The sequence below is a fragment of the Acidovorax sp. ACV02 genome (assembly GCF_014851475.1).
GTDB classification, from domain to species: Bacteria; Pseudomonadota; Gammaproteobacteria; order Burkholderiales; family Burkholderiaceae_C; genus Acidovorax; species Acidovorax delafieldii.
The window spans coordinates 520,934-542,162 of the sequence record NZ_JACUZU010000001.1 but is presented as its reverse complement, the minus strand read 5'-3'; the positions used below and the strand labels follow the sequence as shown (position 1 = coordinate 542,162).

20 protein-coding genes are annotated in these 21,229 nt (G+C 63.4%); 7 read left to right on the top strand and 13 right to left on the bottom strand.

Translation table 11 applies throughout. The annotated features are described in order from the left end of the window. Positions 1-8 precede the first annotated feature (8 nt). The 4 genes from IB236_RS02500 to IB236_RS02485 all read right to left on the bottom strand — a co-directional run bounded on the left by IB236_RS02500 (position 9) and on the right by IB236_RS02485 (position 2,988). Entirely contained in the window at positions 9-986 is a 978-nt protein-coding gene (locus IB236_RS02500; RefSeq protein WP_099729687.1) for a beta-ketoacyl-ACP synthase III, read from the bottom strand. After that, on the bottom strand, positions 986-2,038 hold the full coding sequence (plsX, locus tag IB236_RS02495) for a phosphate acyltransferase PlsX (protein WP_099729686.1): 1,053 nt from the start codon (positions 2,036-2,038) through the stop codon (positions 986-988). The genes IB236_RS02500 and plsX overlap by 1 nt, the downstream gene beginning before the upstream one ends. 107 nt (positions 2,039-2,145) lie before the next feature. Next, positions 2,146-2,328 (bottom strand): 50S ribosomal protein L32, encoded by a 183-nt coding sequence (gene rpmF / locus IB236_RS02490; protein ID WP_005794249.1) that lies wholly within the window; start codon positions 2,326-2,328, stop codon positions 2,146-2,148. 111 nt (positions 2,329-2,439) lie between these two features. Then, entirely contained in the window at positions 2,440-2,988 is a 549-nt protein-coding gene (locus IB236_RS02485; RefSeq protein ID WP_056061340.1) for a DUF177 domain-containing protein, read from the bottom strand. 25 nt (positions 2,989-3,013) lie between these two features. On the opposite strand from IB236_RS02485, the gene IB236_RS02480 reads away from it, so the two are divergent. Together IB236_RS02480 and IB236_RS02475 are read left to right on the top strand one after the other, a co-directional pair. Beyond that, positions 3,014-3,613: a Maf family nucleotide pyrophosphatase gene (locus IB236_RS02480; protein ID WP_192418645.1), complete on the top strand. Its 600-nt coding sequence runs from the start codon at positions 3,014-3,016 to the stop codon at positions 3,611-3,613. Next, positions 3,610-4,386, top strand: a complete 777-nt coding sequence (locus IB236_RS02475; protein WP_192418643.1) for an SAM-dependent methyltransferase — start codon at positions 3,610-3,612, stop codon at positions 4,384-4,386. Before IB236_RS02480 ends, IB236_RS02475 begins: the two co-directional genes overlap by 4 nt. Positions 4,387-4,661: 275 nt before the next feature. Here the strand turns inward: IB236_RS02475 and IB236_RS02470 are convergent, their stop codons facing one another. The 4 genes from IB236_RS02470 to IB236_RS02455 all read right to left on the bottom strand — a co-directional run bounded on the left by IB236_RS02470 (position 4,662) and on the right by IB236_RS02455 (position 7,909). Next, entirely contained in the window at positions 4,662-5,708 is a 1,047-nt protein-coding gene (locus tag IB236_RS02470) for a S49 family peptidase (RefSeq protein ID WP_192418641.1), read from the bottom strand. A 92-nt stretch (positions 5,709-5,800) separates the two neighbouring features. Continuing rightward, on the bottom strand, positions 5,801-6,181 hold the full coding sequence (locus tag IB236_RS02465) for a Rieske 2Fe-2S domain-containing protein (RefSeq protein WP_192418639.1): 381 nt from the start codon (positions 6,179-6,181) through the stop codon (positions 5,801-5,803). A gap of 26 nt (positions 6,182-6,207) precedes the next feature. After that, a complete protein-coding gene (locus IB236_RS02460) occupies positions 6,208-6,882 on the bottom strand; it encodes an HAD family hydrolase (RefSeq protein ID WP_192418638.1) in 675 nt (224 codons plus the stop codon). A gap of 25 nt (positions 6,883-6,907) precedes the next feature. Next, complete coding sequence (locus IB236_RS02455; protein ID WP_056747571.1) at positions 6,908-7,909, bottom strand: RluA family pseudouridine synthase; 1,002 nt, start codon at positions 7,907-7,909, stop codon at positions 6,908-6,910. Between the two features lie 599 nt (positions 7,910-8,508). Between IB236_RS02455 and IB236_RS02450 the strand changes: the two genes are divergently transcribed. The 4 genes from IB236_RS02450 to queF all read left to right on the top strand — a co-directional run bounded on the left by IB236_RS02450 (position 8,509) and on the right by queF (position 14,561). After that, entirely contained in the window at positions 8,509-11,661 is a 3,153-nt protein-coding gene (locus IB236_RS02450; protein WP_192418636.1) for an Rne/Rng family ribonuclease, read from the top strand. Between the two features lie 227 nt (positions 11,662-11,888). After that, positions 11,889-12,674: a peroxide stress protein YaaA gene (yaaA, locus tag IB236_RS02445; protein WP_192418634.1), complete on the top strand. Its 786-nt coding sequence runs from the start codon at positions 11,889-11,891 to the stop codon at positions 12,672-12,674. Positions 12,675-12,710: 36 nt separating this feature from the next. Next, entirely contained in the window at positions 12,711-13,616 is a 906-nt protein-coding gene (locus IB236_RS02440) for a 2OG-Fe(II) oxygenase (protein ID WP_056061313.1), read from the top strand. 99 nt (positions 13,617-13,715) lie between these two features. Then, positions 13,716-14,561 (top strand): NADPH-dependent 7-cyano-7-deazaguanine reductase QueF, encoded by an 846-nt coding sequence (queF, locus tag IB236_RS02435; protein ID WP_121943441.1) that lies wholly within the window; start codon positions 13,716-13,718, stop codon positions 14,559-14,561. 35 nt (positions 14,562-14,596) lie between these two features. On the opposite strand, the gene IB236_RS02430 is transcribed toward queF, so the two are convergent. The 5 genes from IB236_RS02430 to IB236_RS02410 all read right to left on the bottom strand — a co-directional run bounded on the left by IB236_RS02430 (position 14,597) and on the right by IB236_RS02410 (position 19,806). Next, positions 14,597-14,863, bottom strand: a complete 267-nt coding sequence (locus IB236_RS02430; RefSeq protein WP_056061307.1) for a hypothetical protein — start codon at positions 14,861-14,863, stop codon at positions 14,597-14,599. 93 nt (positions 14,864-14,956) lie between these two features. Continuing rightward, positions 14,957-16,516: a PAS domain-containing methyl-accepting chemotaxis protein gene (locus tag IB236_RS02425; protein WP_192418632.1), complete on the bottom strand. Its 1,560-nt coding sequence runs from the start codon at positions 16,514-16,516 to the stop codon at positions 14,957-14,959. 193 nt (positions 16,517-16,709) lie between these two features. Next, a complete protein-coding gene (locus IB236_RS02420; RefSeq protein WP_225580907.1) occupies positions 16,710-17,957 on the bottom strand; it encodes a DNA polymerase IV in 1,248 nt (415 codons plus the stop codon). 95 nt (positions 17,958-18,052) lie between these two features. Further along, positions 18,053-18,802, bottom strand: coding sequence for a glycosyltransferase (locus tag IB236_RS02415; protein ID WP_192418629.1), 750 nt, complete (start codon positions 18,800-18,802; stop codon positions 18,053-18,055). Then, the gene (locus IB236_RS02410; protein WP_192418628.1) at positions 18,799-19,806 is read right to left on the bottom strand and encodes a UDP-glucuronic acid decarboxylase family protein; all 1,008 of its coding nucleotides are present in this window, start codon (positions 19,804-19,806) and stop codon (positions 18,799-18,801) included. Before IB236_RS02410 ends, IB236_RS02415 begins: the two co-directional genes overlap by 4 nt. A 206-nt stretch (positions 19,807-20,012) precedes the next feature. Between IB236_RS02410 and IB236_RS02405 the strand changes: the two genes are divergently transcribed. Next, positions 20,013-21,179, top strand: coding sequence for a nucleotide sugar dehydrogenase (locus IB236_RS02405; RefSeq protein WP_192418626.1), 1,167 nt, complete (start codon positions 20,013-20,015; stop codon positions 21,177-21,179). The last annotated feature ends 50 nt before the right edge of the window (positions 21,180-21,229 follow it).

Here is a 21,229-nt window from a genome sequence, read left to right as displayed (position 1 = left end):
GCCAGCAGCTACAACTTCAGGAGCACAGCACCCCAGGTAAAACCACCACCCACGCCTTCGAGCAGCAGGGTTTCGCCTTTCTTGACCTGACCGGTCCGCACCCCATGGTCCAAAGCCAGCGGAATGGAGGCTGCCGAGGTGTTGCCGTGTTGGTCCACCGTGACCACCACCTTGTCCATGGACATCTTCAGTTTGCGGGCGGTGCTCTGCATGATGCGGATGTTGGCCTGGTGCGGGATCAGCCAGTCGATATCGGCCTCGGTCAGCCCGGCCTTGGCCAGGGCCGCGTGGGCCGCCTTTTCCAGCACACCCACTGCCAGCTTGAAGACCGCCTGCCCGTCCATTTTTAGGACCGGGTCCCCAAGCACCTTGCCGCCGGACACATTGCCGGGCACACACAAAATATCGACATGCTTGCCGTCGGCGTGCAGGTCGCTCGACAGAATGCCAGGCGTGTCAGAGGCCTCCAGCACCACAGCGCCCGCACCATCACCGAACAACACACAGGTGGTGCGGTCGTTGAAGTCCAGGATGCGGCTGAAAACCTCTGCACCAATCACCAGCGCGCGATTGGCAGCACCTGTCTGGATCATGGCGTCCGCCACCGACAGGGCATAGACAAAACCGCTGCACACAGCTTGCACATCAAACGCAGGGCATCCATTGGCACCCAGCTTGTTCTGCAAGATACAAGCAACGGACGGGAACACCATGTCCGGCGTGGACGTTGCCACGATGATCAGATCGATATCGGTGGGCTGCAGCCCGGCGGCCTGCAGGGCATTGCGCGCAGCCTCCAACCCCAAGTCGCTGGCGGTCACATCCGGCGCAGCAAAGTGGCGCGCCCGGATGCCGGTGCGCTCCACAATCCATTCATCGGAGGTTTCGATACCGCGCTGGCCCAGTTCGGCAACCAGATCAGCGTTGGTCAACCGGCGGGGAGGCAGGTAGCTGCCGGTGCCGGTAATGCGGGAATAACGTCTCATTATTGTGCGGTCGCCGCAACGCCAGGCTGGGGCTGGGCATCTGCAGGCGCCAACAGGGGCGCCGCGTGCGCAATCCGGGTCCGGACACGGTCGAGCAGGTTGTTGCGGGCTGCATCATACGCCCGGTTCAACGCCTGCTCGAAAGCCATGGCGTCTGCCGATCCGTGGCTCTTGAACACCAGCCCGCGCAGGCCGAGCAGCGCCGCGCCGTTGTAACGGCGGTAGTCCATGCGCTTCATCAACGCTTTTAAGATCGGATAGGCGACGATAGCAGCCATTTTGGTAAAAATGTGGCGCGAAAATTCGGTTTTAAGTGCTCCGATGATCATCGAGGCCACACCTTCGCTGGCCTTGAGCGCCACATTACCCACAAAACCATCACAGACCACGATATCCACCGTACCCTTGAAGATATCGTTGCCCTCCACATTGCCATAGAAGTTCAAATCGCCGGAATTAGCTGCAGATCGCAGCAATTCACCCGCCTTTTTGATCACCTCACTACCTTTGATGACCTCTTCTCCAATGTTCAGCAAACCCACCGTGGGCTCGCCACCCTCCTGAAGGACGGATACCAGGGCAGAGCCCATCACGGCGAACTGCAGTAGGTGCTCGGCCGAGCAATCGACGTTGGCCCCCAGGTCCAGCACCGTGGTGGCACCACCGGTGGCGTTGGGCAGCTGGGTAGCGATGGCAGGACGGTCGATACCGTCCAAAGTCTTGAGCAGATAGCGGGCGATGGCCATCAAGGCACCGGTATTGCCCGCAGACACGGCCGCCGAAGCCGTGCCATCCTTGACTTGCTGGATGGCCACACGCATCGAAGAATCTTTCTTCTTGCGCAAGGCCACTTCCACCGGGTCATCCATAGCGACCACTTCGGTAGCGGGAACGATGGTGGCTCGGTCGTGGGAGAACGATTGCAGGCTGTCCGCCAGGCCAACGAGCAGCAGGCGGGCATCCGGGTGGTGGTCGAGAAACTGGCGGCACGCCGCGAGCGTGACGCGGGGGCCATGGTCGCCCCCCATGCAGTCAACAGCCAGTGTGATCATGGGCGACTTGTCCGGCCGGCCCAAAGGGCCGAGAGATGAATACGACGGTCAAAACAAAGGCCCGCGCTACAGGGTTTGTAGCAACGGGCCTTTGGATGGGGTGAAGGTCAGGCTTCAGACTTGTTCTTCAGCACCTGACGGCCACGGTAGAAACCGTTGGGGCTGATGTGGTGACGCAGGTGCGTTTCACCAGTGGTGGGTTCCACGGCAATGCCTGGCACGTTCAGGGCATTGTGCGAGCGGTGCATGCCGCGCTTGGAAGGGGACTTTTTGTTTTGCTGAACGGCCATGATGGCTCCTGATCTGGAATAGGTTGGTAAAAACGCGATCAGCCCAAAAAGACACGATGGGGTTCGCGTGAAGCCCACGATTATAACCCAAATGATTTTTGGGTCGATGAATCAGTCCTTGGCGTCTTTGCGCAAGGCTGCCAGCGCGGCAAACGGGTTGGGCTTTTCGGCGTTGGCTTCTTCAAAATCGTCGTCCGAAGACGCCAGCGGCACAGAGGTCGGGCACTCGTCGTGTTTGGGTACCACGGGCAAAGCCATCAACAGTTCGTCTTCGATGAGTTCGTGCAGATCAAACTCGCGGCTCAGGGCCAGCAGGTCTTCTTCGCTCTCATCGTCCAGGGCCTCGGCCGTGGCTTCGTCTGCCACAAAGCGGAACTCACGATCCACCTCCAGGGGCACATCGACCGGCGTCAGGCAGCGCTGGCACTCCATGGGGAAGCTGGCGCGCACCTTGATGTGCAGCCAGACCTGCCCCATGCCTCCCAGGGCAGTGCGCACTTCGCCCGTCGCCTCCCAGTCCACCAACAGGTCGGGGTGCAGGCCTTTGGCCTCTTGCGCCAGGCGTTCGTACTTCAGCAGCGAGTCGTGTCCCGCCAGCCGACCGCCCGCCTGTGCGAAGGCTTTCACGTCGAGGCGCTGTGCGGAGAATTCCTTGGTCATGGCGGCAGTGTAAGAGAATCGGCGCATGCATCAATCCCCCTCCCCGCAACGCCCTCTGGTATTGGGCTCGACCTCGCGCTACCGGCGCGAATTGCTGGAACGGCTGAACCTGCCTTTCGAAGTGACCGCTCCCCATGTCGATGAGACTCCCCTGCCCGGCGAGGCGCCCCGCGCCCTGGCCTTGCGCCTGGCTCTGGCCAAAGCGCAAGCTGTGGCGCGGCAGCACCCCGAAGCCGTGGTGATCGGATCCGACCAGGTGGCAGACCTGGCCGGAGAGCCGCTGGGCAAACCGGGCCAGCACGATCGCGCGGTGCTGCAGTTGCGCCAGATGCGCGGCCAGACGGTGGTGTTCCAAACCGCCCTGGCGGTGGTGTGCGCGGCCACCGGCTTTGAACAGGTGGACCTCGCCCCCGTAGAGGTGAAGTTCCGCGACCTGTCGGATGAAGAAATCGAGCGCTACCTGCGCGCCGAACAGCCCTACGACTGCGCGGGCAGCGCCAAGAGCGAAGGCCTTGGCATTGCCCTGCTGGACGCCATCCACAGCGACGACCCCACGGCACTCATCGGTCTGCCGCTGATCCGCACATGCCGCATGCTGCGCGCAGCAGGGCTGGTGCTGCCATGAACGTAAAAACCGGCACGCTGTACCTGGTGCCCGCCCCGCTCGACTTTGGCTGCGACACCCAGGCCCCACTGCAGGATGCCCTGCCCTCAGCGACCCTGCAGACAGCCGCCCGCCTGACCCACTGGGTGTGCGAAAACGCCAAGAGCACGCGCGCTTACCTCAAGCGCATTGACGTGCTGCACCCCCTGGCCCTCTCTCTACAGCAACAGCAGATCACCGAGTTGCCGCGTGAAGTGCACAAAAAAGGCGACCACGGCGACAAAGGCTCAGCGCCGTTCGATGCCCGCCCGTTGCTGGCTGCGGCCCTGAACGGGCACGACATCGGCCTGGTCAGCGAAGCGGGCATGCCCGCAGTGGCCGACCCTGGCTCGTCGGTGGTGCGGGCCGCGCACGACCTGGGCCTGCGCGTAGTGCCGTTGGTAGGGCCGGTGTCGCTGCTGCTGGCCCTGGCTGCCAGTGGCCTCAATGGACAAAACTTCGCCTTCGTCGGCTACCTGCCACAAGACGGACAAGAGCGCACACAGCGCATCAAGGAGCTGGAAGGCATCGCGCTGCGCACGGGCCAGACCCAGCTGTTCATCGAGACCCCGTACCGCAACCCGGCCCTGTGGCAGGCACTGGTTCAGACCCTGCAGCCGCACACCCGGCTGGCGCTGGCCAGCGGCCTGACCCTGCCCGACGCGCGGGTGCAAAGCCAGCTGGTACGCCAGTGGAAGCAGCAGCCCGCACCGCCGGACAACCGCACCCCCGTGGTGTTTGCGCTGGGGCGTTGAGACAGCGACGGGGTAACACGCTACGGGCGAGGCGCTTGGAATGCTACGTATTCAGGAGCATTCCAGGCATATTTCACTATCGCAACCGCCCCAAAACACCCCAAAAACCCCTCAGACCGCTGCACAACGGCCCCACACCGGCACTGCGGCACAGCGAAACAGGGCCCAACAAAAAGCCCCGGCAGATCCCTCTGCCGGGGCTTCGAATAGACATCTGCCGTCAATGCAAGGGCTTGCGCGGATGATCACGCCCCCTGCCGACTCCGAGGCGAATATCAGCGCAACTGTGGCCCCGATATGGCCAGTGACTTGACGGCGCCCATGCCCACCGCCGCGCCAAACCGCTTGGCCAGGCGCTCGGCCACGTTGTCGCGGCGGGTGTAGTCGATGATGTCTTCGGCCTTGACCACTTCGCGCGCGACATAGTCCAGGTTGCCCAGCTTGTCCGCCAGGCCCATTTCCACGGCCTGCTGGCCCGTCCAGAACAAGCCGCTGAAGGTATCGGGCGTGGTCTTGAGACGGTCACCGCGCCCTGCTTTCACCACGGCAATGAACTGTTGGTGGATCTGGTCGAGCATGGTCTGCGCGTAGGCGCGCTGCTTCTCGGTCTGCGGGCTGAAGGGGTCCAGAAAACCCTTGTTCTCGCCTGCAGTGAGCAAGCGGCGCTCCACGCCCACCTTCTCCATCACGCCGGTGAACCCAAAACCGTCCATCAGCACACCAATGCTGCCCACGATGCTGGCCTTGTCCACGTAGATATCGTCGGCGGCGGCTGCAATGTAGTAAGCAGCCGAGGCGCAGGTTTCTTCGACCACGGCGTAGATCGGCTTGTTGTGCTTGGCTTTCAGGCGCACTATCTCATCGTTGATGATGCCGGCCTGCACAGGACTGCCACCGGGCGAGTTGATGAGCAGCACCAGCGCTTGCGAGCCCTCATCCTCCAGCGCGCTGCGCATGGCGGCCACAACAAACTCGGCACTGGCCTCGGCGCCACTCGCGATCTCGCCCTTGATGTCCACCACGGCAGTGTGCGGCGTGCTTTTGCTGGTGCTGGGCGACGCCTGACGCAGGGCCACGAACGCAACAGCAGCAAACAACACCAGCCATGTCAGGCGGAAAAAAATCTTCCAGCGGCGGGCGCTGCGTTGTTCGTTGAGGGCGGCAAAGGCCAGCTTTTCCAGCGTGGCGCGTTCCCACCCGGGTTCACGCGATGAGTCGCTCACAGGGGCTCCTGAATTAGTAGCTGCTTGCGCCCACAGATCGGGGGCGGAATTGCTTTTGGGGTCAAAGCCCGACGAGGCGGGCTGATGGGGGTCTGTCATGTCATGCGTCCTGGGCACTGCACCGCTGCGGCCCGCGCGTTGCGGTGGCCCGCGTCGGGCGGCAGCACATCAGGGTAATTCATCTGGATTTTCTAGAACTCTACAGGCTGCAGGTTGTAGGCAGTATGCCAGCGCACCACACCATCGCTCTCCGACAGGGCAATTTTGACCAGCCCACCGCGGCAGGGACCTCCCGCGCACTGGCCGGTATGGGGCAAGTAGGCCGCCCCGTGGGTGGCACACAACAGCCAGTTGCCTGTGTCATCAAAAAAGCGGTTGGGCTGGTAGTCCATCTCCATCGCCACATGGGTGCAGCGGTTGAGGTAAGCGTGCGGCAGGTCTCGGTAGCGAATCGCAAAGGCCCTGCACGTCTGGCCTGCGTACTGCACATCAAACGGCACGGCCAAGCCTCCATCGACAAGGTCGCCACTGTTGCACAGCGCGATAGGCTGATCAGTGGAGGGTATGGTCATGGGCTCGTCCCGCTCCGATACCCGCGTCAAACGTTGTGCAGCAGCCAGTCGTGCAGCTCGCGCACCGAATGCACAACCGCCAGCGGCTGGAGGGCATGAAAAGCGTCGGGCTCGTGTGCGCCATAGCTCACCCCTACGCTCGCGCAGCCCGCGTTGACCGCCATCTGCAGGTCATGGGTGGTGTCGCCAATCATCAGCAGGCGCTCAGGCGCCACGTCAAATTCGGCCATCAGCTCCTGCAGCATCAGGGGGTGCGGCTTGCCAGCGGTCTGGTCGGCGGTGCGGGAGCCGTCGAACACACCGCGCAAATCCACCGAATGCAGCGCCTCGTCCAGCCCGCGCCGGCTTTTGCCCGTGGCCACGGCCAGCAGGTGCCCACGTTCACGCAGATCGTTCAGCAGCGGCAACACGCCGTCGAACAGGCTCAGGTCGTCCTGGTGCTGGATGTAGTGGAAGCGGTAGCGGTTGCCCAGCTCGGTGTACTTTTCGGGTGGCACATCGGGGGCGGCATGGGCCAGCGCCTGCATCAGGCCCATGCCAATCACATAGGCAGCCTCCTTGTCTGTGGGTACCGTGCCGCCCACGTCGCGCACCGCTGCCTGGATGCAGCGCACGATGATGGCGGTGGAGTCGAACAGGGTTCCATCCCAGTCAAAGGCAATGAGGTCGAAGCGGCGCGGACGGAAGTTTGTGGCAGACATGGAGGGGGTTCTTCGCGCAGGATCGTCAGGCAGGGGACACAAAATCGGCCAGCTCAGGGGGTAGCTCGGCAATCAGTTGCACGCGCTCGCCCGAGGCGGGGTGGTTGAACTGTAACCGCCATGCGTGCAGGAACATGCGCTTCATCGAGAGCTTCTGCAGGCGCTTGTTGAGGTCAAAGTCACCGTATTTGTCATCACCCACGATGGCGTGGCCCTGGCTGGCCAGGTGTACGCGGATCTGATGGGTGCGGCCGGTCTTGATGGTCACCTCCAGCAGGGACATCGCCGGCAGGCCTTGAGCGGCGCGCGCGGGCACAGTGCTGCGCACCTTGACCAACGTGATGGAGCGCATGCCATCCGGGTCATCGGCCGTGGTCACACGCACGCGGCGCTCGCCGTCGGCCTGCAGGTACTTGTGCAGTGGCAGGTCGATGACCTTTTTGTTGGCAGGCCAGGTGCCCGTGACGAGTGCCAGATAGGTCTTGCCTGTCTCGCGCTCACGGAACTGGTCTTGCAGGTGAGTGAGCGCTGACCGCTTCTTGGCCACCAGCAGGATGCCCGAGGTCTCGCGGTCCAGACGGTGCACCAGTTCCAGGAACTTGGACGCCGGCCGCGCCTGGCGCAATTGCTCGATCACGCCAAAACTCACGCCGCTGCCGCCGTGCACCGCCACGCCCGCGGGCTTGTCCAGGGCAATCAGGTGCTCGTCTTCGAGCAGGATGGGAAATTCGCGCGCAGGCGCCGGACGCTCGGCCTTCTCGGCCACCTTGTCGGAGATGCGCACGGGCGGCAGGCGCACCACGTCCCCTGCTTGCACGCGGGTGTCGGCGCTCACGCGGCCTTTGTTGATGCGGACCTCACCGCTGCGGATGATGCGGTAGACATGCGTTTTTGGCACGCCTTTCAAGTGGCGTATCAAAAAGTTATCGAGCCGCTGGCCAGCGGAGTCAGCATCCACTTCCACCAGGCGGGCTGCGGGAAGCCCCGCAGGGGCTGTGGGCGGTTTGGCCCCTATAATGTGTTTCACCTGCGCGTTGTTATGTAAGTGGTTGATTTGTCTGGAGTTTAGTCCACACAGCCCTTGCCCCTCACGCAGGCAGGTCGATGCCACCGGGCGTCGTGCGCGCAGATTGCAGGCCAGATGCCTGTGGTGGCCAGCACGCCGTGCGGCGGGCTGACAGATTGAAACACTGATACGGAATCCCCCAAGCTGGCAGATGTTCCCTACCCGGGCGCAGCCTGTCAGCGGATCAAAGCGAGCATGTGGTTGTTGATGAGCTGGATGGTGACCTTGTGGCGGTGGCTGATGCCCCCGGCTGCACGCTCCAATTCAGCCCCAACGCCCAGCCAGCAAGCGCAATCAGCTACTCTTTTGCTAGCAAAACTGCGCTCCTACCACTCGCCCCCATCCACGCGCCCCTGCCTCACGATGCTGCGCTAGAGCGCGGCAGATCATTGGCATTCCCGGCAATTCCCTTCGTTTCGATGCGTCAGTCCAGGCATTCACAGCTCCTGTAGAGCTTGTTGTATTGGTTTGGAAACTGTGGGCGGCAGCCCGCGCAGCCCTTCCTGTGGGTCAGGTGGGCTGCACCGCTGCTGTCCGCGAAACACTGAAGGAATCGCATCATGAAGCGGATGCTCATCAACGCCACGCAGCCCGAAGAACGGCGCCTGGCCATCGTCGACGGACAAAAGCTCCTCGACTACGAAATCGAAATCGAAGGGCGCGAACAGCGCAAGGGCAACATCTATAAGGCCGTCGTCACTCGCGTCGAGCCTTCGCTGGAAGCCTGTTTTGTGGACTACGGCGAAGACCGCCACGGTTTCCTGCCGTTCAAGGAAATCTCGCGCAGCTACTTCACCCCCGGTGTCTCGCCCAGCCAGGCGCGCATCAATGAAGTGATCAAGGAAGGCCAGGAACTGCTGGTCCAGGTCGAAAAAGAAGAACGCGGCAACAAGGGCGCGGCCCTGACCACCTTCGTCTCGCTGGCCGGCCGCTATGTGGTGCTGATGCCCAACAACCCCCGTGGCGGAGGCGTTTCACGCCGCATCGAGGGCGAGGACCGCGCCGAGCTCAAGGAGGCGATGGACCAGCTGGAATACCCGAACGGCATGTCCATCATCGCGCGCACCGCTGGCATTGGCCGCACCGCGCCCGAGCTGCAGTGGGACCTGAATTACCTGCTCAAGCTGTGGAACGCTATCGACGGCGCCGCCAAGGGCGGCAAGGGCGCCTTCCTGATCTATCAGGAATCGAGCCTGGTGATCCGCGCGATCCGCGACTACTTCAACAACGACATCGGTGACATCCTCATCGATACCGACGACATCTACGAACAGGCACAGCAGTTCATGGCGCACGTCATGCCCGAGCATGCCGCCCGCGTGAAGCGCTACCGCGACGACGCCGCCCTGTTCAGCCGCTTCCAGATCGAGCACCAGATCGAATCGGCCTACGCCCGCACCGTGCAACTGCCCTCGGGTGGCGCCATCGTGATCGACCACACCGAAGCGCTGGTCAGCGTGGACGTGAACTCGGCCCGCGCCATCAAGGGCGGCGACATCGAGGAAACCGCCACCCGCACCAACCTGGAAGCCGCCGACGAAGTGGCCCGCCAGATGCGCCTGCGCGACCTGGGCGGCCTGATCGTCATCGACTTCATCGACATGGAAGAGTCGAAGAATCGCCGCGAAGTGGAAAACCGCCTGCGCGACGCGCTGCGCCAGGACCGCGCCCGCGTGCAGTTCGGCACCATCAGCAAGTTCGGCCTCATGGAAATGAGCCGCCAGCGCCTCAAGCCCGCCTTGAGCGAGGGCTCGTCCATCCCCTGCCCACGCTGTGGCGGCTCGGGCCACATCCGCGACACCGAATCGTCGGCCCTGCAGATCCTGCGGATCATTCAGGAAGAGTCGATGAAGGACAACACGGCCGCTGTGCACTGCCAGGTGCCGGTGGAAGTGGCCTCTTTCCTGCTGAACGAAAAGCGCACCGAGATCGCCAAGATCGAACTCAAGCAGCGCGTGGCCGTGCTGATGGTGCCCAACAAGACGCTGGAAACCCCCAACTACCGCCTGGAACGCCTCAAGCACGACGACCCGCGCCTGGACCACATCGAAGCCAGCTACAAGCTCGCCGAAGAAGTGGAAGACCCCACCGCCGTGACGCGCCGCTCGCAAGAGCCCACCAACAAGCAGACCCCGGTGATCAAGGGCGTGCTGCCTGACGCACCCGCCCCCGTGGCGGAGCCCCGCCCCGAAGGCGCCGCACGCCCACCCCGTGGTGGCCAACGCCCTGCAGCCGCTGCCACCCCTGCACCTGCACCAGTAGCCGCTCCAGCGCCCGCCCCTGCCGCACCGCAAGAGCAAGGCTTCTTCGCCTGGCTCAAGAGCCTGTTTGGCTTTGGCAGCGCACCGGCAGCCCCCACCCCGGTCGCAACGGCATCGCCCGCAGCCGCACCTGCCGCTGCCGAAACCACGAGCCGTGGCGAACCGCGCCGCGAAGGCCGCAACGGTGAAAGCCGTGGTCGCCGTGGCGGCCGCGATGGCAACCGGGACGGTCAGCGCGAAGGCGCACCACGTGATGGCAACCGCGAAGGCAGCTCTGGCGAAGGCCGTGGCCGCCGTGGCGAACGCTCGGCCGAAGGCCGCGCTCCCCGCGATGCAGACAGCCGTCCACCCCGCGACGCAGAGCGCCGTCCCGAAGGCGAAGGCCGTGAAGGGGGCCGCAACGGACGTGGCGAAGGCCGTGAAGGGGGCCGTGGCCGCCGCGACAGCGAGCCGCGCAACCTGAACGCTGGCGTGAATGGTGACAACACCAACGCTGCAACCACTCCGGTGGAAGGCCCCAACGCAGGCAACACCGGTGGCGCAGAAGGCCAGCCGGCGCAGCAACCCCGTGGCGAGCGCGGTCCGCGCCGCGAACGTGGTGATCGCGGTGGCAACCGTGGCGAACGCGGTGAACGCGCTCCCCGCGCGGTCGAGGCCCAGGAGGCAGGCGCCACAGCCGTCGCTGGTGACTTTGCGGACACCGCTCCACTGGCATCGCTGCCGGACCTGGACCTGAGCGGCAATGACGCACCCGCCAACGGCAATGGCGCCACCGAAGAGCAGCGCCGCGAGCGCCGCTCCCGCGACCGCTATGGCCGTGACCGCCGCGAACGCGGCGAGCGTGGCCCGCGCGACAACAACGGCAACGCCGAAGCAGCTGCGCCAGCGATGCTGGACTTTGACCCCACCCAGGCCGAGCCCGCACCGGCACAGGACGAGGCGCCGCGCCGCAGTTACTTCAGCAACGCGCCCGCCGCCGAGCCTGTGGCACCGGCGGCAACCCCTGTCGCAGCTCCTGTGGCAGCCCCAGCCGCTTCGACCACCGAGCCAGCCGCAGCTCCTGCGGCAGCTGTTGCAGCGCCCGTTGCAAACCCTGCAGCCGCCCCGGTGGCTGCACCGGCACCTGTCGCAGCACCTGCACCGGCGGTAGCCGCCCAGGCCCCCGTGGCGACAGCTGCACAAGCCAAGGGACTGCCCCGCGTTCAGGCGTTCACGCTGCCCATCGATGAACTGCAGCAAGTGGCTGCCGCATCAGGCCTGCAGTGGGTGAACTCTGACGCGGACAAGATCGCTGCCGTGCAGGCCGCCATCGCTGCCGAGCCCAAGCCCATCCGCGTGCCCCGCGAGCGCCCCCCTGCGGTGGTGCTGGACGAAGGTCCGCTGGTGCTGGTGGAAACCCGCCGCGACCTGTCGGCCATGGCGCTTCCGTTTGAGCAGCCCCCCGCAGCCTGATGCGTTGCAATGGCTGCTGCCCCCAGGGCCGCAGCCCACGCAAAGAAGGCGGCTCAGGCCGCCTTCTTTTTTTTGGGCAACTGAGCAAGCACCGTGCTGGGCGCCAATACCCGCAAGCGACAGAAGACGGTCGTCCAGCAGGTACCATTTCAGGCCGCTGGCGCAGCCAGCAGCCCGCGCTTTCCAGGCCACACTTCACCCCCGAGATCCACGGACCCTTTGCCCCCATGCTGTTCCTGCTGTCTCCCGCCAAATCGCTCGACTACGACACGCCCGTTCCCGAAGGCCTGCCGCACACCTCACCCCAGTTTGTGCCGCAGTCCACGGCCCTGATCGAAGTCCTGCGGGAGCAGTCGCCGCAGCAGATCGCGTCGCTGATGGAACTGAGCGACACGCTCGCGGCGCTGAACGTGGCGCGCTACCAGGCCTGGCGCCCCCGCTTCACGGCCCACAACTCGCGCCAGGCGGTGCTGGCCTTCAATGGCGACGTGTACGAGGGGCTGCAAGCCCGCAGCCTGAGCGCTGACGACCTGCACTGGGCCCAGAACCATGTCGCCATCCTCAGTGGCCTGTACGGTGTGCTGCGGCCGCTGGACCGCATGCAGCCCTATCGCCTGGAGATGGGCACGCGCCTGGCCACCGAGGCAGGCAGCAACCTGTACCAGTTCTGGGGCCGCCAGATTGCCGAGCACCTGAACACCCGGCTGCGCGCCGACACCACGCCAGTGGTGATCAACCTCGCCTCGCAGGAATACTTCAAGGCCGTGGACCGCAAGGCACTCAAGGCCCGCGTGATCGAATGCGTGTTCGAGGACTGGAAGGGCGGCAACTACAAGATCATCAGCTTCTTTGCCAAGCGCGCACGCGGCCTGATGGCGCGCTACGCCATCACCCACCGCCTTGCCACACCCCACCAGCTCGAAGGGTTTGACCTGGACGGCTATGCCTTTGCCCCGGCATCATCCGAGCCCGAGCGCCTGGTCTTCCGGCGCAAGACCCCGCCCTCCGCATAAATCCGCCCACCACCCTGCTCTTGTTGAAGGACCGCCATGGCATCGCGTTCTGACCAGCACCCGGACAGCACCACCACCCAGCACGCCAGCGCAGCGCGGCAGGCCATCACCCCCGAGTTGCGCCGCTGGATCATAGAGCAGGCCCAGGCGGGCTACGCCGCACCCGTGGTGCTGCAGTCCATGCGTGACGCAGGCTGGGACGAAGACGTGGCGGCGGATGCGCTGGAGATCACGCTGCAGGAGCACCTGAACGACCTGGCCGTGCAGCAGGGCCTGCCCTCGGCCGTGCGGGTGCCCGAGCCCCGGCTGGATGAATCCCCCGCCCAGGTGGACTGCGGAGACCGCGCCGTGAATGTGCTGCTGGCCATGGCACAGCCGCGCATCGTGGTGTTTGGCAACCTGCTGTCGCCCGAGGAGTGCGATGCCCTGATAGCCGCTGCAGAGCCCCGCATGGCACGCTCGCTCACCGTGGCCACCAAGACCGGGGGCGAAGAGATCAATGCCGACCGCACCAGTGACGGCATGTTCTTCCAGCGCGGGCAAAGTCCCCTGATCCAGCGCATCGAGGAGCGCATTGCACGCCTGCTCCACTGGCCCGTCGAAAACGGCGAAGGCCTGCAGGTGCTGCACTACCGCCCCGGCGCCGAATACAAGCCCCACTACGACTACTTCGACCCCGCCGAGCCCGGCACGCCCAGCATCATCCAGCGCGGCGGCCAGCGCGTGGGCACGCTGGTGATGTACCTGAACACACCTGACAAAGGCGGCGGCACCACCTTCCCCGACGTGCACCTGGAGGTGGCGCCGCAGCGTGGCAACGCGGTGTTCTTCAGCTACGAGCGCCCGCACCCGTCCACCCGCACCCTGCATGGCGGCGCCCCCGTGATCGCCGGGGACAAATGGATTGCCACCAAATGGCTGCGTGAGCGGGAATTTCAGTAAAAACCCCGGCATGCGCTAGTCGAACATGCGCCAGCAGCTATAAAAATAGTAGCAATAGCACAGACCCCCTTGGAACCCACACACCCGAAAGACCAGGCCATGAACACGCCAGAACAATCCCAACTCGGCAAGGCATCGGCCTATGTGGACCAGTACGACGCCTCGCTGCTGTTCCCCATCCCGCGCGCGGGCAAGCGGGCCGAGATCGGCATCACCGGCGCGGCGCCCTTCTTCGGGGCCGACCTGTGGACGGCGTTCGAGCTGTCCTGGCTGAATGCGCGTGGCAAGCCGCAGGTGGCGCTGGCGCACATCACTGTGCCCTGCGAGACGCCCAACATCGTCGAGAGCAAGTCGTTCAAGCTGTATCTCAACAGCTTCAACAACACCCGCTTTGCCGATGCGGCCGAGGTGCAGGCCCGCATCCGCGCCGACATCAGCGAAGCCGTATGGCGTGGCGCCGACCACCCCGCCACCGTGGGCGTGAAGCTCATCGCGCCCGAGCTGTTCGACCAGGAGCCCGTGCATGAGCTGGACGGCCTGAGCCTAGACCGGCTGGACGTGGAATGCACGCGCTACCAGCCCGCGCCCGACCTGCTGACGGCCACATTCAACGAAGCGCCCGTGACCGAAACCCTGACCAGCAACCTGCTCAAGAGCAACTGCCTGGTGACCGGCCAGCCCGACTGGGGCAGCGTGCAGATCAGCTACAGCGGCCCGCAGATCAACCAGGAAGGGCTGCTGCAGTACCTGGTGAGCTTTCGCAACCACAACGAGTTCCATGAGCAGTGTGTGGAGCGCATCTTCATGGACGTGTGGACACGCTGCAAACCCATCAAGCTCACGGTGTACGCGCGCTACACGCGCCGCGGCGGGCTGGACATCAACCCCCTGCGCACCAGCCACCCGCAGGCCCTGCCGCGCAACGTGCGCACTGCCCGGCAGTAGGCCTGGCCCCGCCACCCGTCAACCGACCGCATCCGTCAGTTACGCGCGTCGATCCAGTCGCACCGCAGGGTGTGGCGCAAGTGCGCGCGGGTGCGCCAGGCAACGTACAGGCTGGGGACAAAAATGCCGATCAGGCAGACCGGCGCGGCGCAGGGCTCGCCAAAAGCGCAGATGGGAAACCAGCCCACCCAGCCCAGCATCCAGACCGTCAGCACCAGGTCCCACAGGTGGTATTCGAGCGGGTGGTCGGCCTTGTGCGCCACATGCCACTGCTTGATGCGCTGCAGCTCGTCGAGGGTCATGGTGATCTCCCGGAAAACGGGAAAATCACTGTAAGTTACGAGTAAGAATTCGTCAAGGTGCGAGTGTTCCTTGGCGGCTCGTTGCAATGCCGCTCAACCCAGCCGGAACACATCCACCGAGCGGCCCAGCGACACCGCGCTTTCCTTGAGGCCCTGGGCGGCGGCGGCCGACTCCTCCACCAGCGCGGCGTTCTGCTGCGTCACGGTGTCGAGCTGCGTCACCGCCTCGTTGACCTGGGCAATGCCCTGCGACTGCTCCTTGGTGGCGCTGCTGATCTGCTGGACCAGCGTGCTCACGCGCTCCACGGCGTGCACGACGCCCTCGATGGTGGTGCCCGCATGGTCCATCTGCTGCGCGCCACTGGCGATCTGGTTCACCGTGACGCCGATCAGGCCGCTGATCTCCTTGGCCGAGCTGGCGCTGCGTTGCGCCAGGGCCCGCACCTCGCCCGCCACCACCGCAAAGCCCCGGCCCTGCTCGCCTGCACGGGCTGCCTCCACGGCGGCGTTGAGCGCCAGCAGGTTGGTCTGGAAGGCAATGCCCTCGATCACGCCCACGATCTCGCTGATCTTGGTGGACGACAGCTTCATCTGCTGCATGGCCGCGCCCACCTCCTGCACCGCCTGGCCGCCGCGCGTGGCGATGTCGCTGCTCTGTGCGCTCTCGTGCGACACCTTGGCCGCTGTCTCCGACGTCTGCAGCACCGTGCTGGCCAGTTGCTCCATCGCAGCGGCGGTCTCTTCCAGGCTGCTTGCCTGCGACTCGGTGCGGGCTGACAGGTCCATGCCGCCGCGTGCGATTTCGTCGGCCGATTCGATGAAGTTGCGCACCTCGGTGCGCACGTCGCCCACCACGGCGCGCAGGTTGACCTGGGTCTGCTGCAGGCGCTGCATCAGCGCGCCCAGGGGCTGGGGGTAGTCGGTGCCCACCGACGTGGCAAGGTTGCAGGCCGAGATGTCGGACGCGAAGCGGGTGGCATCGTGCACGCCCTGCAGCACGGTGGCCTGAAAGCGCCACAGCGTCCACCCCGCCCCCAGCAACAGCAGCACCAGGCGGGCCACCCAGGCGGTGGTGCCTTGCAGCCCCATCACGTCGGGCAACAAGGCCAGCAGCACCGTCATCAGCAGCAGGATCGCCATGCGGGGCAGCAGCGCCATCTGCGCCAGGCGCTGCTGCCAGCCACGCACTCCCCGGTAGCGCACGTTGCCCGAGTCCAGGTAGAAGCTGCTTGCACCCGAAGCCGCCTCGCTGCGCATCTGTGCATACAGGGCCTCGGCAGCCACCATCTCGGCCGCACTGGGCTTGGTTCGCACCGACATATAGGCGCGTGGCTTGCCGCCCTCCATGATGGGGGTGACGTTGGCTCGCACCCAGTAGTGGTCGCCGTTCTTGCGGCGGTTCTTGACCAAGCCCGTCCAAGGCTCGCCCCGGCCAATGGTGCGCCACATGTCCTTGTAGGCCTCGGCCGGCATGTCGGGGTGACGAATGATGTTGTGGGGCTGGCCAATGAGTTCGTCGTAGCTGTAACCGCTGACGCGCACGAACGCCGGGTTGCAGTGCGTGATCTCACCCTTGGTGTTGGTGCTGGACACCAGCAGCTCTTCACCGGGGTAGTCAAAATTCTGCTGGGTCACTGGCAGATTGATGCGCATTCGAGGCTCCTGAAGGGCCTGCGGCAGGGGCAGGCGGCGCGGCTTTTTGTGGCGTGTTGTATGTAACCGCTTGATACGAATCAAGTCTAACTGCTCCCTCCCCTGCTTTGCCCCAAAAAGGTGCCTCCTCACGCCCCTCAAAGCGCAAACACTGAAAGCCTGCTCACCGCCTTTTGGAAATCCGCTGCCTCAATCAAAAAAGCTGCCCGGTTTCCATGGTCGCCTCTGTCTGAGGCCCGCGCCGACGCCCCTCTGCGGCCGCAGTGGCACGCGGCTCGAGCGCAGGCTCTTCCCCCCGCCGCGCCAGTGTGCTGGCCCGCACGCCGAGCAGCCGCAGGCGCTTGTCCAGCGGCACGCGCTTGAGGCATTGCCCGGCCAGCTGCCGGATGGTCGCCCCGTCGGCGGTGTAGCTGTTGGCGGTGTGGTCACGCGTCGCGATCTTGAAGTCGTCGTAGCGCAGCTTGATACCGATGGTGCGCGCCACATAGCCCTTGCGCTGCAGATCTTCGGCCAGCCGCATGCACAGGTCGGTAAAAATGGCGCCCAGCTCGGCCCGGTCACGCACCGCATGCAGGTCGCGGTCGAAGGTGGTCTCGCGGCTCATGCTCACCGGCTCGCTCTCGGTCACCACCGGGCTGTCGTCGCGGCCCCAGGCCACGCGGTGCATCCATGCGCCGGTGGACTTGCCAAAGTAGCCCATCAGCCATTGCTCATCCTGCGCGGCAAGCTGCCCGATGGTTTCAATGCCCAGCCGTGCCAGCTTCTCGCCCGCCTTGGGACCGATGCCGTTGATCTTGCGCACGTTCAAGGGCCAGAACTTGCTCTGCAGGTCTTCCTCGTAAACGATGGAGATGCCGTTGGGCTTGTTGAACTCGCTGGCCATCTTGGCCAGCAGCCGGTTGGGCGCCACGCCGATCGAGCAGGTCAGCCCGGTCCTATCAAAGATGCTTTTCTGGATGAGCCTCGCCAGCACCCGCCCGCCTTCGCGCTGGCCGCCGGGCACGTCGGTGAAGTCGATGTAGACCTCGTCCACCCCCCGGTCCTGCATCACCGGTGCGATCTCGGTGATGGTACTTTTGAACAAGCGCGAAAAGCGTCGCACCTCTTCAAAATCCACCGGCAACACAATGGCCTGCGGGCACAGCTTGGCGGCCTTCATCATGCCCATGGCCGAGCCCACGCCGAACTGCCGCGCCGGGTAGGTGGCCGTGGTGATCACACCCCGGCCCACGTAGTCCTTGAGCAGCGGAAAGTCTTCCACCGGTATGAAGCGCCGCTCGCGCTCCTCGGTGCCGTCTGGCCCGCGCAGCAGCAGCTCGTCCACCTTGCGCCGCCCGCCACCGATCACCACAGGCAAGCCTTTGAGTTGCGGGTAGCGCAGCAACTCGACGGACGCAAAGAACGCGTCCATGTCCAGGTGCGCGATGCGGCGTAACGGCATCATGTGATCCATCTCAGTGCTTGATCGTCGACAGCACAGAGAAGGACGGCCATGGCTGCACAACGGTGATCATCACTTGCACACCTGCCAATAAATCAGGCAGCGCCTGCAACCTGGAGCCGAATCCGAAGCCGCGCCAACATCTCGTCTGACGGCAGTTGAACGTCGGTCAGAGTCGCGTCATGCAATCCATGATCGGGAATCGGTAAACCAGCCTGCTGATAATCGTAGCTCCAGTTGGATTCGTAAAGCACCGTCCAGCGGTCAGTCCATTCCATTCGCAAACGATGCGCACGAACAAGGTCGAACATAAGCCGGTCGCACTTGGGCGTTGCAGCGTGTGGAATCATCCCCCAAAGGGTCCACACGAATGCGGCTGAACGATGAAAGGACATGCAGCTGGTATCGACATGCTGCCGCGAAACATCCTCTTGCGACACCAAGCGCAAGTGTTCATGCCCCGGCAAAAAAATGTGCCGGGACCCAAAAACGGCATCGAGTGGAGCGCCATCATCTATCGCACGCTGATAGGCAGACACCAGGCTTTCCAGGTGCTCGGGCTCGAACAAGTTATCTGCGTCGAGAAAGCAAGCCACGTCGGCCCCTTCGTTCAGTGCCAGCAAGGCGCCTACGCTTCGCGGAGTGCACCCATAGTCTGCATGCGCACTGGGCAAGTTAACTGCCACTACGCGCTCATACCCCTCCATCACCTCAGGCCTGGGATGACCATCGGCCACCATGTAGTGCACAAAATTTCGATAGGTCTGCCTCTGCACGCTGTCCATTCCGCGACGCAATACCGCCTCAGACTCTTTGAAATAAGGCGTGATGACAGCAACTTTCATGACGCACCTTCCTCACGCATTACTTGAACAACGCCGTCCACAGAAGTGGTTGAGGTGGCTGACAAAAGTTGCCGAAAATAGTCCACCGTCTTTTCCAACCCAACGGACAAAGGCACTGTGGGCTCCCAACCCAGTACGTGCTTGGCGCGCGTAATGTCCGGACGCCTCTGGCGGGGATCATCTTGGGGCAAAGGACGAAAGTCCACCGCGGTGCGCGCGCCCGTCAAGGTCAGTACACGATCCGCAAGCTCACACATGGAAAGCTCGGTAGGATTGCCCAGATTGATAGGTCCGGTTACCTCCAGCGGGCTTGCCATCAAAGCGAGCAGCCCTTCGATCAGGTCATCAACGTAGCAAAATGATCGCGTCTGCGAGCCATCACCGTACACCGTTAGCGAATCGCCACGCAACGCTTGCACGATGAAGTTGCTCACCACTCTCCCGTCATCTGGCTGCATGCGAGGTCCATACGTGTTGAAGATTCTCGCTACCTTGATGGCCACTCCGTGACGGCGATGGAAATCGAAAAACAGGGTTTCAGCGCAGCGCTTTCCCTCGTCGTAACAAGCCCTTGGCCCCAAGGGATTGACATGGCCCCAGTACGCCTCGGTCTGTGGACTGACCTCAGGATCACCATAGACCTCGCTGGTAGACGCTTGCAAAATGCGCGCGCCACACCGCTGGGCGAGTTCGAGAAGATGGATAGCCCCGTACACGGAGGTTTTGACGGTATGCAACGGATCGGCCTGGTAATGCGGAGGCGATGCCGGACAAGCAAGGTTGTAAATTTCATCAACCTCCATCCCGGCTGGCAACGGTTGTGCGATGTCGTGCGTTATCAGTGCAAAGTTCCGGTGCGCCAAAAATGGGGCGACATTCGCATGCGATCCCGTCAGGAACGAATCCATGCAGAGGACGTGACACCCAGAACGCAGCAATCGCTCACACAAGTGGGAACCCAAAAAGCCAGCACCACCAGTAACAAGAATGCGTTTGGAGACCATGGAAACCTTGCAGGAACGAAGGCGGAATGCAATGAGCAAGTGAACTGCATAATTATCAGTGCCTACCGTTGCTGGATCTCCATGATGATGGATACCGACGCGCAGGCAACGGACAACAACATCTTCGCTGCGTTGAGGTAAGGACACCTGCAGCGCACTCCGCAGGTACTACCCACCCGGGTACATCCTCCGCCTCTCAAGGTCCCATGAAAATAGCTGTCGCAGGAATCGGGTATGTTGGTCTTTCCGTGGCCGTTTTGCTTGCGCAACACCACGATGTTGTATTGATCGATATCGCACCAGACAAAGTACAGCAAGTTTCTGACCGGATATCGCCCTTCTGCGACCCCGATATCCAACAGTATTTGAGCGACACGTCGTTGCGCCTAGAGGCCACACTAAGCCAGCAAGCAGCCTATGAGCGAGCAGACTATGTGATCGTGGCAACGCCCACAGACTTTGATCAGAAGACCGGCACTTTCGACACTGCCTCTGTGGATGCTGTCATACAGAGCGTATTGGCGATCCAACCCAATGCGGTGATCGTGATTCGCTCGACCGTGCCAGTAGGATTTACTGAAAACGCAAAGACCCGTTGGGGTACCAATCAGCTGGTTTTCTGTCCAGAGTTTCTGCGGGAGGGCCAAGCTCTGCATGACACGCTCAACCCCTCACGTATCGTTGTGGGTGAGCGCTCGGAACGAGCACAGACTCTTGCAGGTCTTCTATTGGAAGGCGCGCGCTCCAAAGAAGTCCCCGTGTTGTTCACCAACGCCAGAGAAGCAGAGTCGATCAAGCTTTTTGCCAATGCCTATTTGGCGATGCGTGTGGCGTACTTCAATGAACTTGACAGTTTTGCCGAAACCCACGAGCTCAACACGCGGCAGATCGTTGAAGGCGTGTGCGCCGACCCTCGCATTGGCGGGCACTACAACAACCCATCGTTTGGCTACGGCGGGTACTGCCTGCCTAAAGACACCCAACAGCTGCAGGCCCAATTCGACGGTATCCCTCAACACCTGATCAGTGCCATCGTACGCTCCAATGTTGCAAGGCAACATTTCATTGCTGAGCGCATCATGCAACGCGACCCGCAGAGGGTGGGAATATTTCGGCTGATCCACAAGCAAGGATCGGGAAACTTCCGCACATCCAGCATCCAAGGGGTAATGATGCATTTACAGGATCGAGGAGTTGAAGTACTTGTCTACGAACCGAACTTGAATGCAGCAGACTTCCTTCATTTCCGCGTGGAGCATGATCTCGACACCTTCAAGCGCTGCTGCGATGTCATCCTCGCCAATCGAATTACAGATGTCCTCAACGACGTAACGCACAAGGTCTACACCCGAGACCTCTTTGGCCGAGACTAGCGCCACCAGTTCGCCAACAATAACTGCTAGCTCCCAATCCACTCTATGGG

What these genes read in the sequence shown, in the direction of transcription:
- IB236_RS02500 (WP_099729687.1), bottom strand. Translation starts at nt 986, where the DNA reads ATGAGACGTTATTCCCGCATTACCGGCACCGGCAGCTACCTGCCTCCC.
- plsX (WP_099729686.1), bottom strand. Translation starts at nt 2,038, where the DNA reads ATGATCACACTGGCTGTTGACTGCATGGGGGGCGACCATGGCCCCCGC.
- rpmF (WP_005794249.1), bottom strand. Translation starts at nt 2,328, where the DNA reads ATGGCCGTTCAGCAAAACAAAAAGTCCCCTTCCAAGCGCGGCATGCAC.
- IB236_RS02485 (WP_056061340.1), bottom strand. Translation starts at nt 2,988, where the DNA reads ATGACCAAGGAATTCTCCGCACAGCGCCTCGACGTGAAAGCCTTCGCA.
- IB236_RS02480 (WP_192418645.1), top strand. Translation starts at nt 3,014, where the DNA reads ATGCATCAATCCCCCTCCCCGCAACGCCCTCTGGTATTGGGCTCGACC.
- IB236_RS02475 (WP_192418643.1), top strand. Translation starts at nt 3,610, where the DNA reads ATGAACGTAAAAACCGGCACGCTGTACCTGGTGCCCGCCCCGCTCGAC.
- IB236_RS02470 (WP_192418641.1), bottom strand. Translation starts at nt 5,708, where the DNA reads ATGACAGACCCCCATCAGCCCGCCTCGTCGGGCTTTGACCCCAAAAGC.
- IB236_RS02465 (WP_192418639.1), bottom strand. Translation starts at nt 6,181, where the DNA reads ATGACCATACCCTCCACTGATCAGCCTATCGCGCTGTGCAACAGTGGC.
- IB236_RS02460 (WP_192418638.1), bottom strand. Translation starts at nt 6,882, where the DNA reads ATGTCTGCCACAAACTTCCGTCCGCGCCGCTTCGACCTCATTGCCTTT.
- IB236_RS02450 (WP_192418636.1), top strand. Translation starts at nt 8,509, where the DNA reads ATGAAGCGGATGCTCATCAACGCCACGCAGCCCGAAGAACGGCGCCTG.
- yaaA (WP_192418634.1), top strand. Translation starts at nt 11,889, where the DNA reads ATGCTGTTCCTGCTGTCTCCCGCCAAATCGCTCGACTACGACACGCCC.
- IB236_RS02440 (WP_056061313.1), top strand. Translation starts at nt 12,711, where the DNA reads ATGGCATCGCGTTCTGACCAGCACCCGGACAGCACCACCACCCAGCAC.
- queF (WP_121943441.1), top strand. Translation starts at nt 13,716, where the DNA reads ATGAACACGCCAGAACAATCCCAACTCGGCAAGGCATCGGCCTATGTG.
- IB236_RS02430 (WP_056061307.1), bottom strand. Translation starts at nt 14,863, where the DNA reads ATGACCCTCGACGAGCTGCAGCGCATCAAGCAGTGGCATGTGGCGCAC.
- IB236_RS02425 (WP_192418632.1), bottom strand. Translation starts at nt 16,516, where the DNA reads ATGCGCATCAATCTGCCAGTGACCCAGCAGAATTTTGACTACCCCGGT.
- IB236_RS02420 (WP_225580907.1), bottom strand. Translation starts at nt 17,957, where the DNA reads ATGCCGTTACGCCGCATCGCGCACCTGGACATGGACGCGTTCTTTGCG.
- IB236_RS02415 (WP_192418629.1), bottom strand. Translation starts at nt 18,802, where the DNA reads ATGAAAGTTGCTGTCATCACGCCTTATTTCAAAGAGTCTGAGGCGGTA.
- IB236_RS02410 (WP_192418628.1), bottom strand. Translation starts at nt 19,806, where the DNA reads ATGGTCTCCAAACGCATTCTTGTTACTGGTGGTGCTGGCTTTTTGGGT.
- IB236_RS02405 (WP_192418626.1), top strand. Translation starts at nt 20,013, where the DNA reads ATGAAAATAGCTGTCGCAGGAATCGGGTATGTTGGTCTTTCCGTGGCC.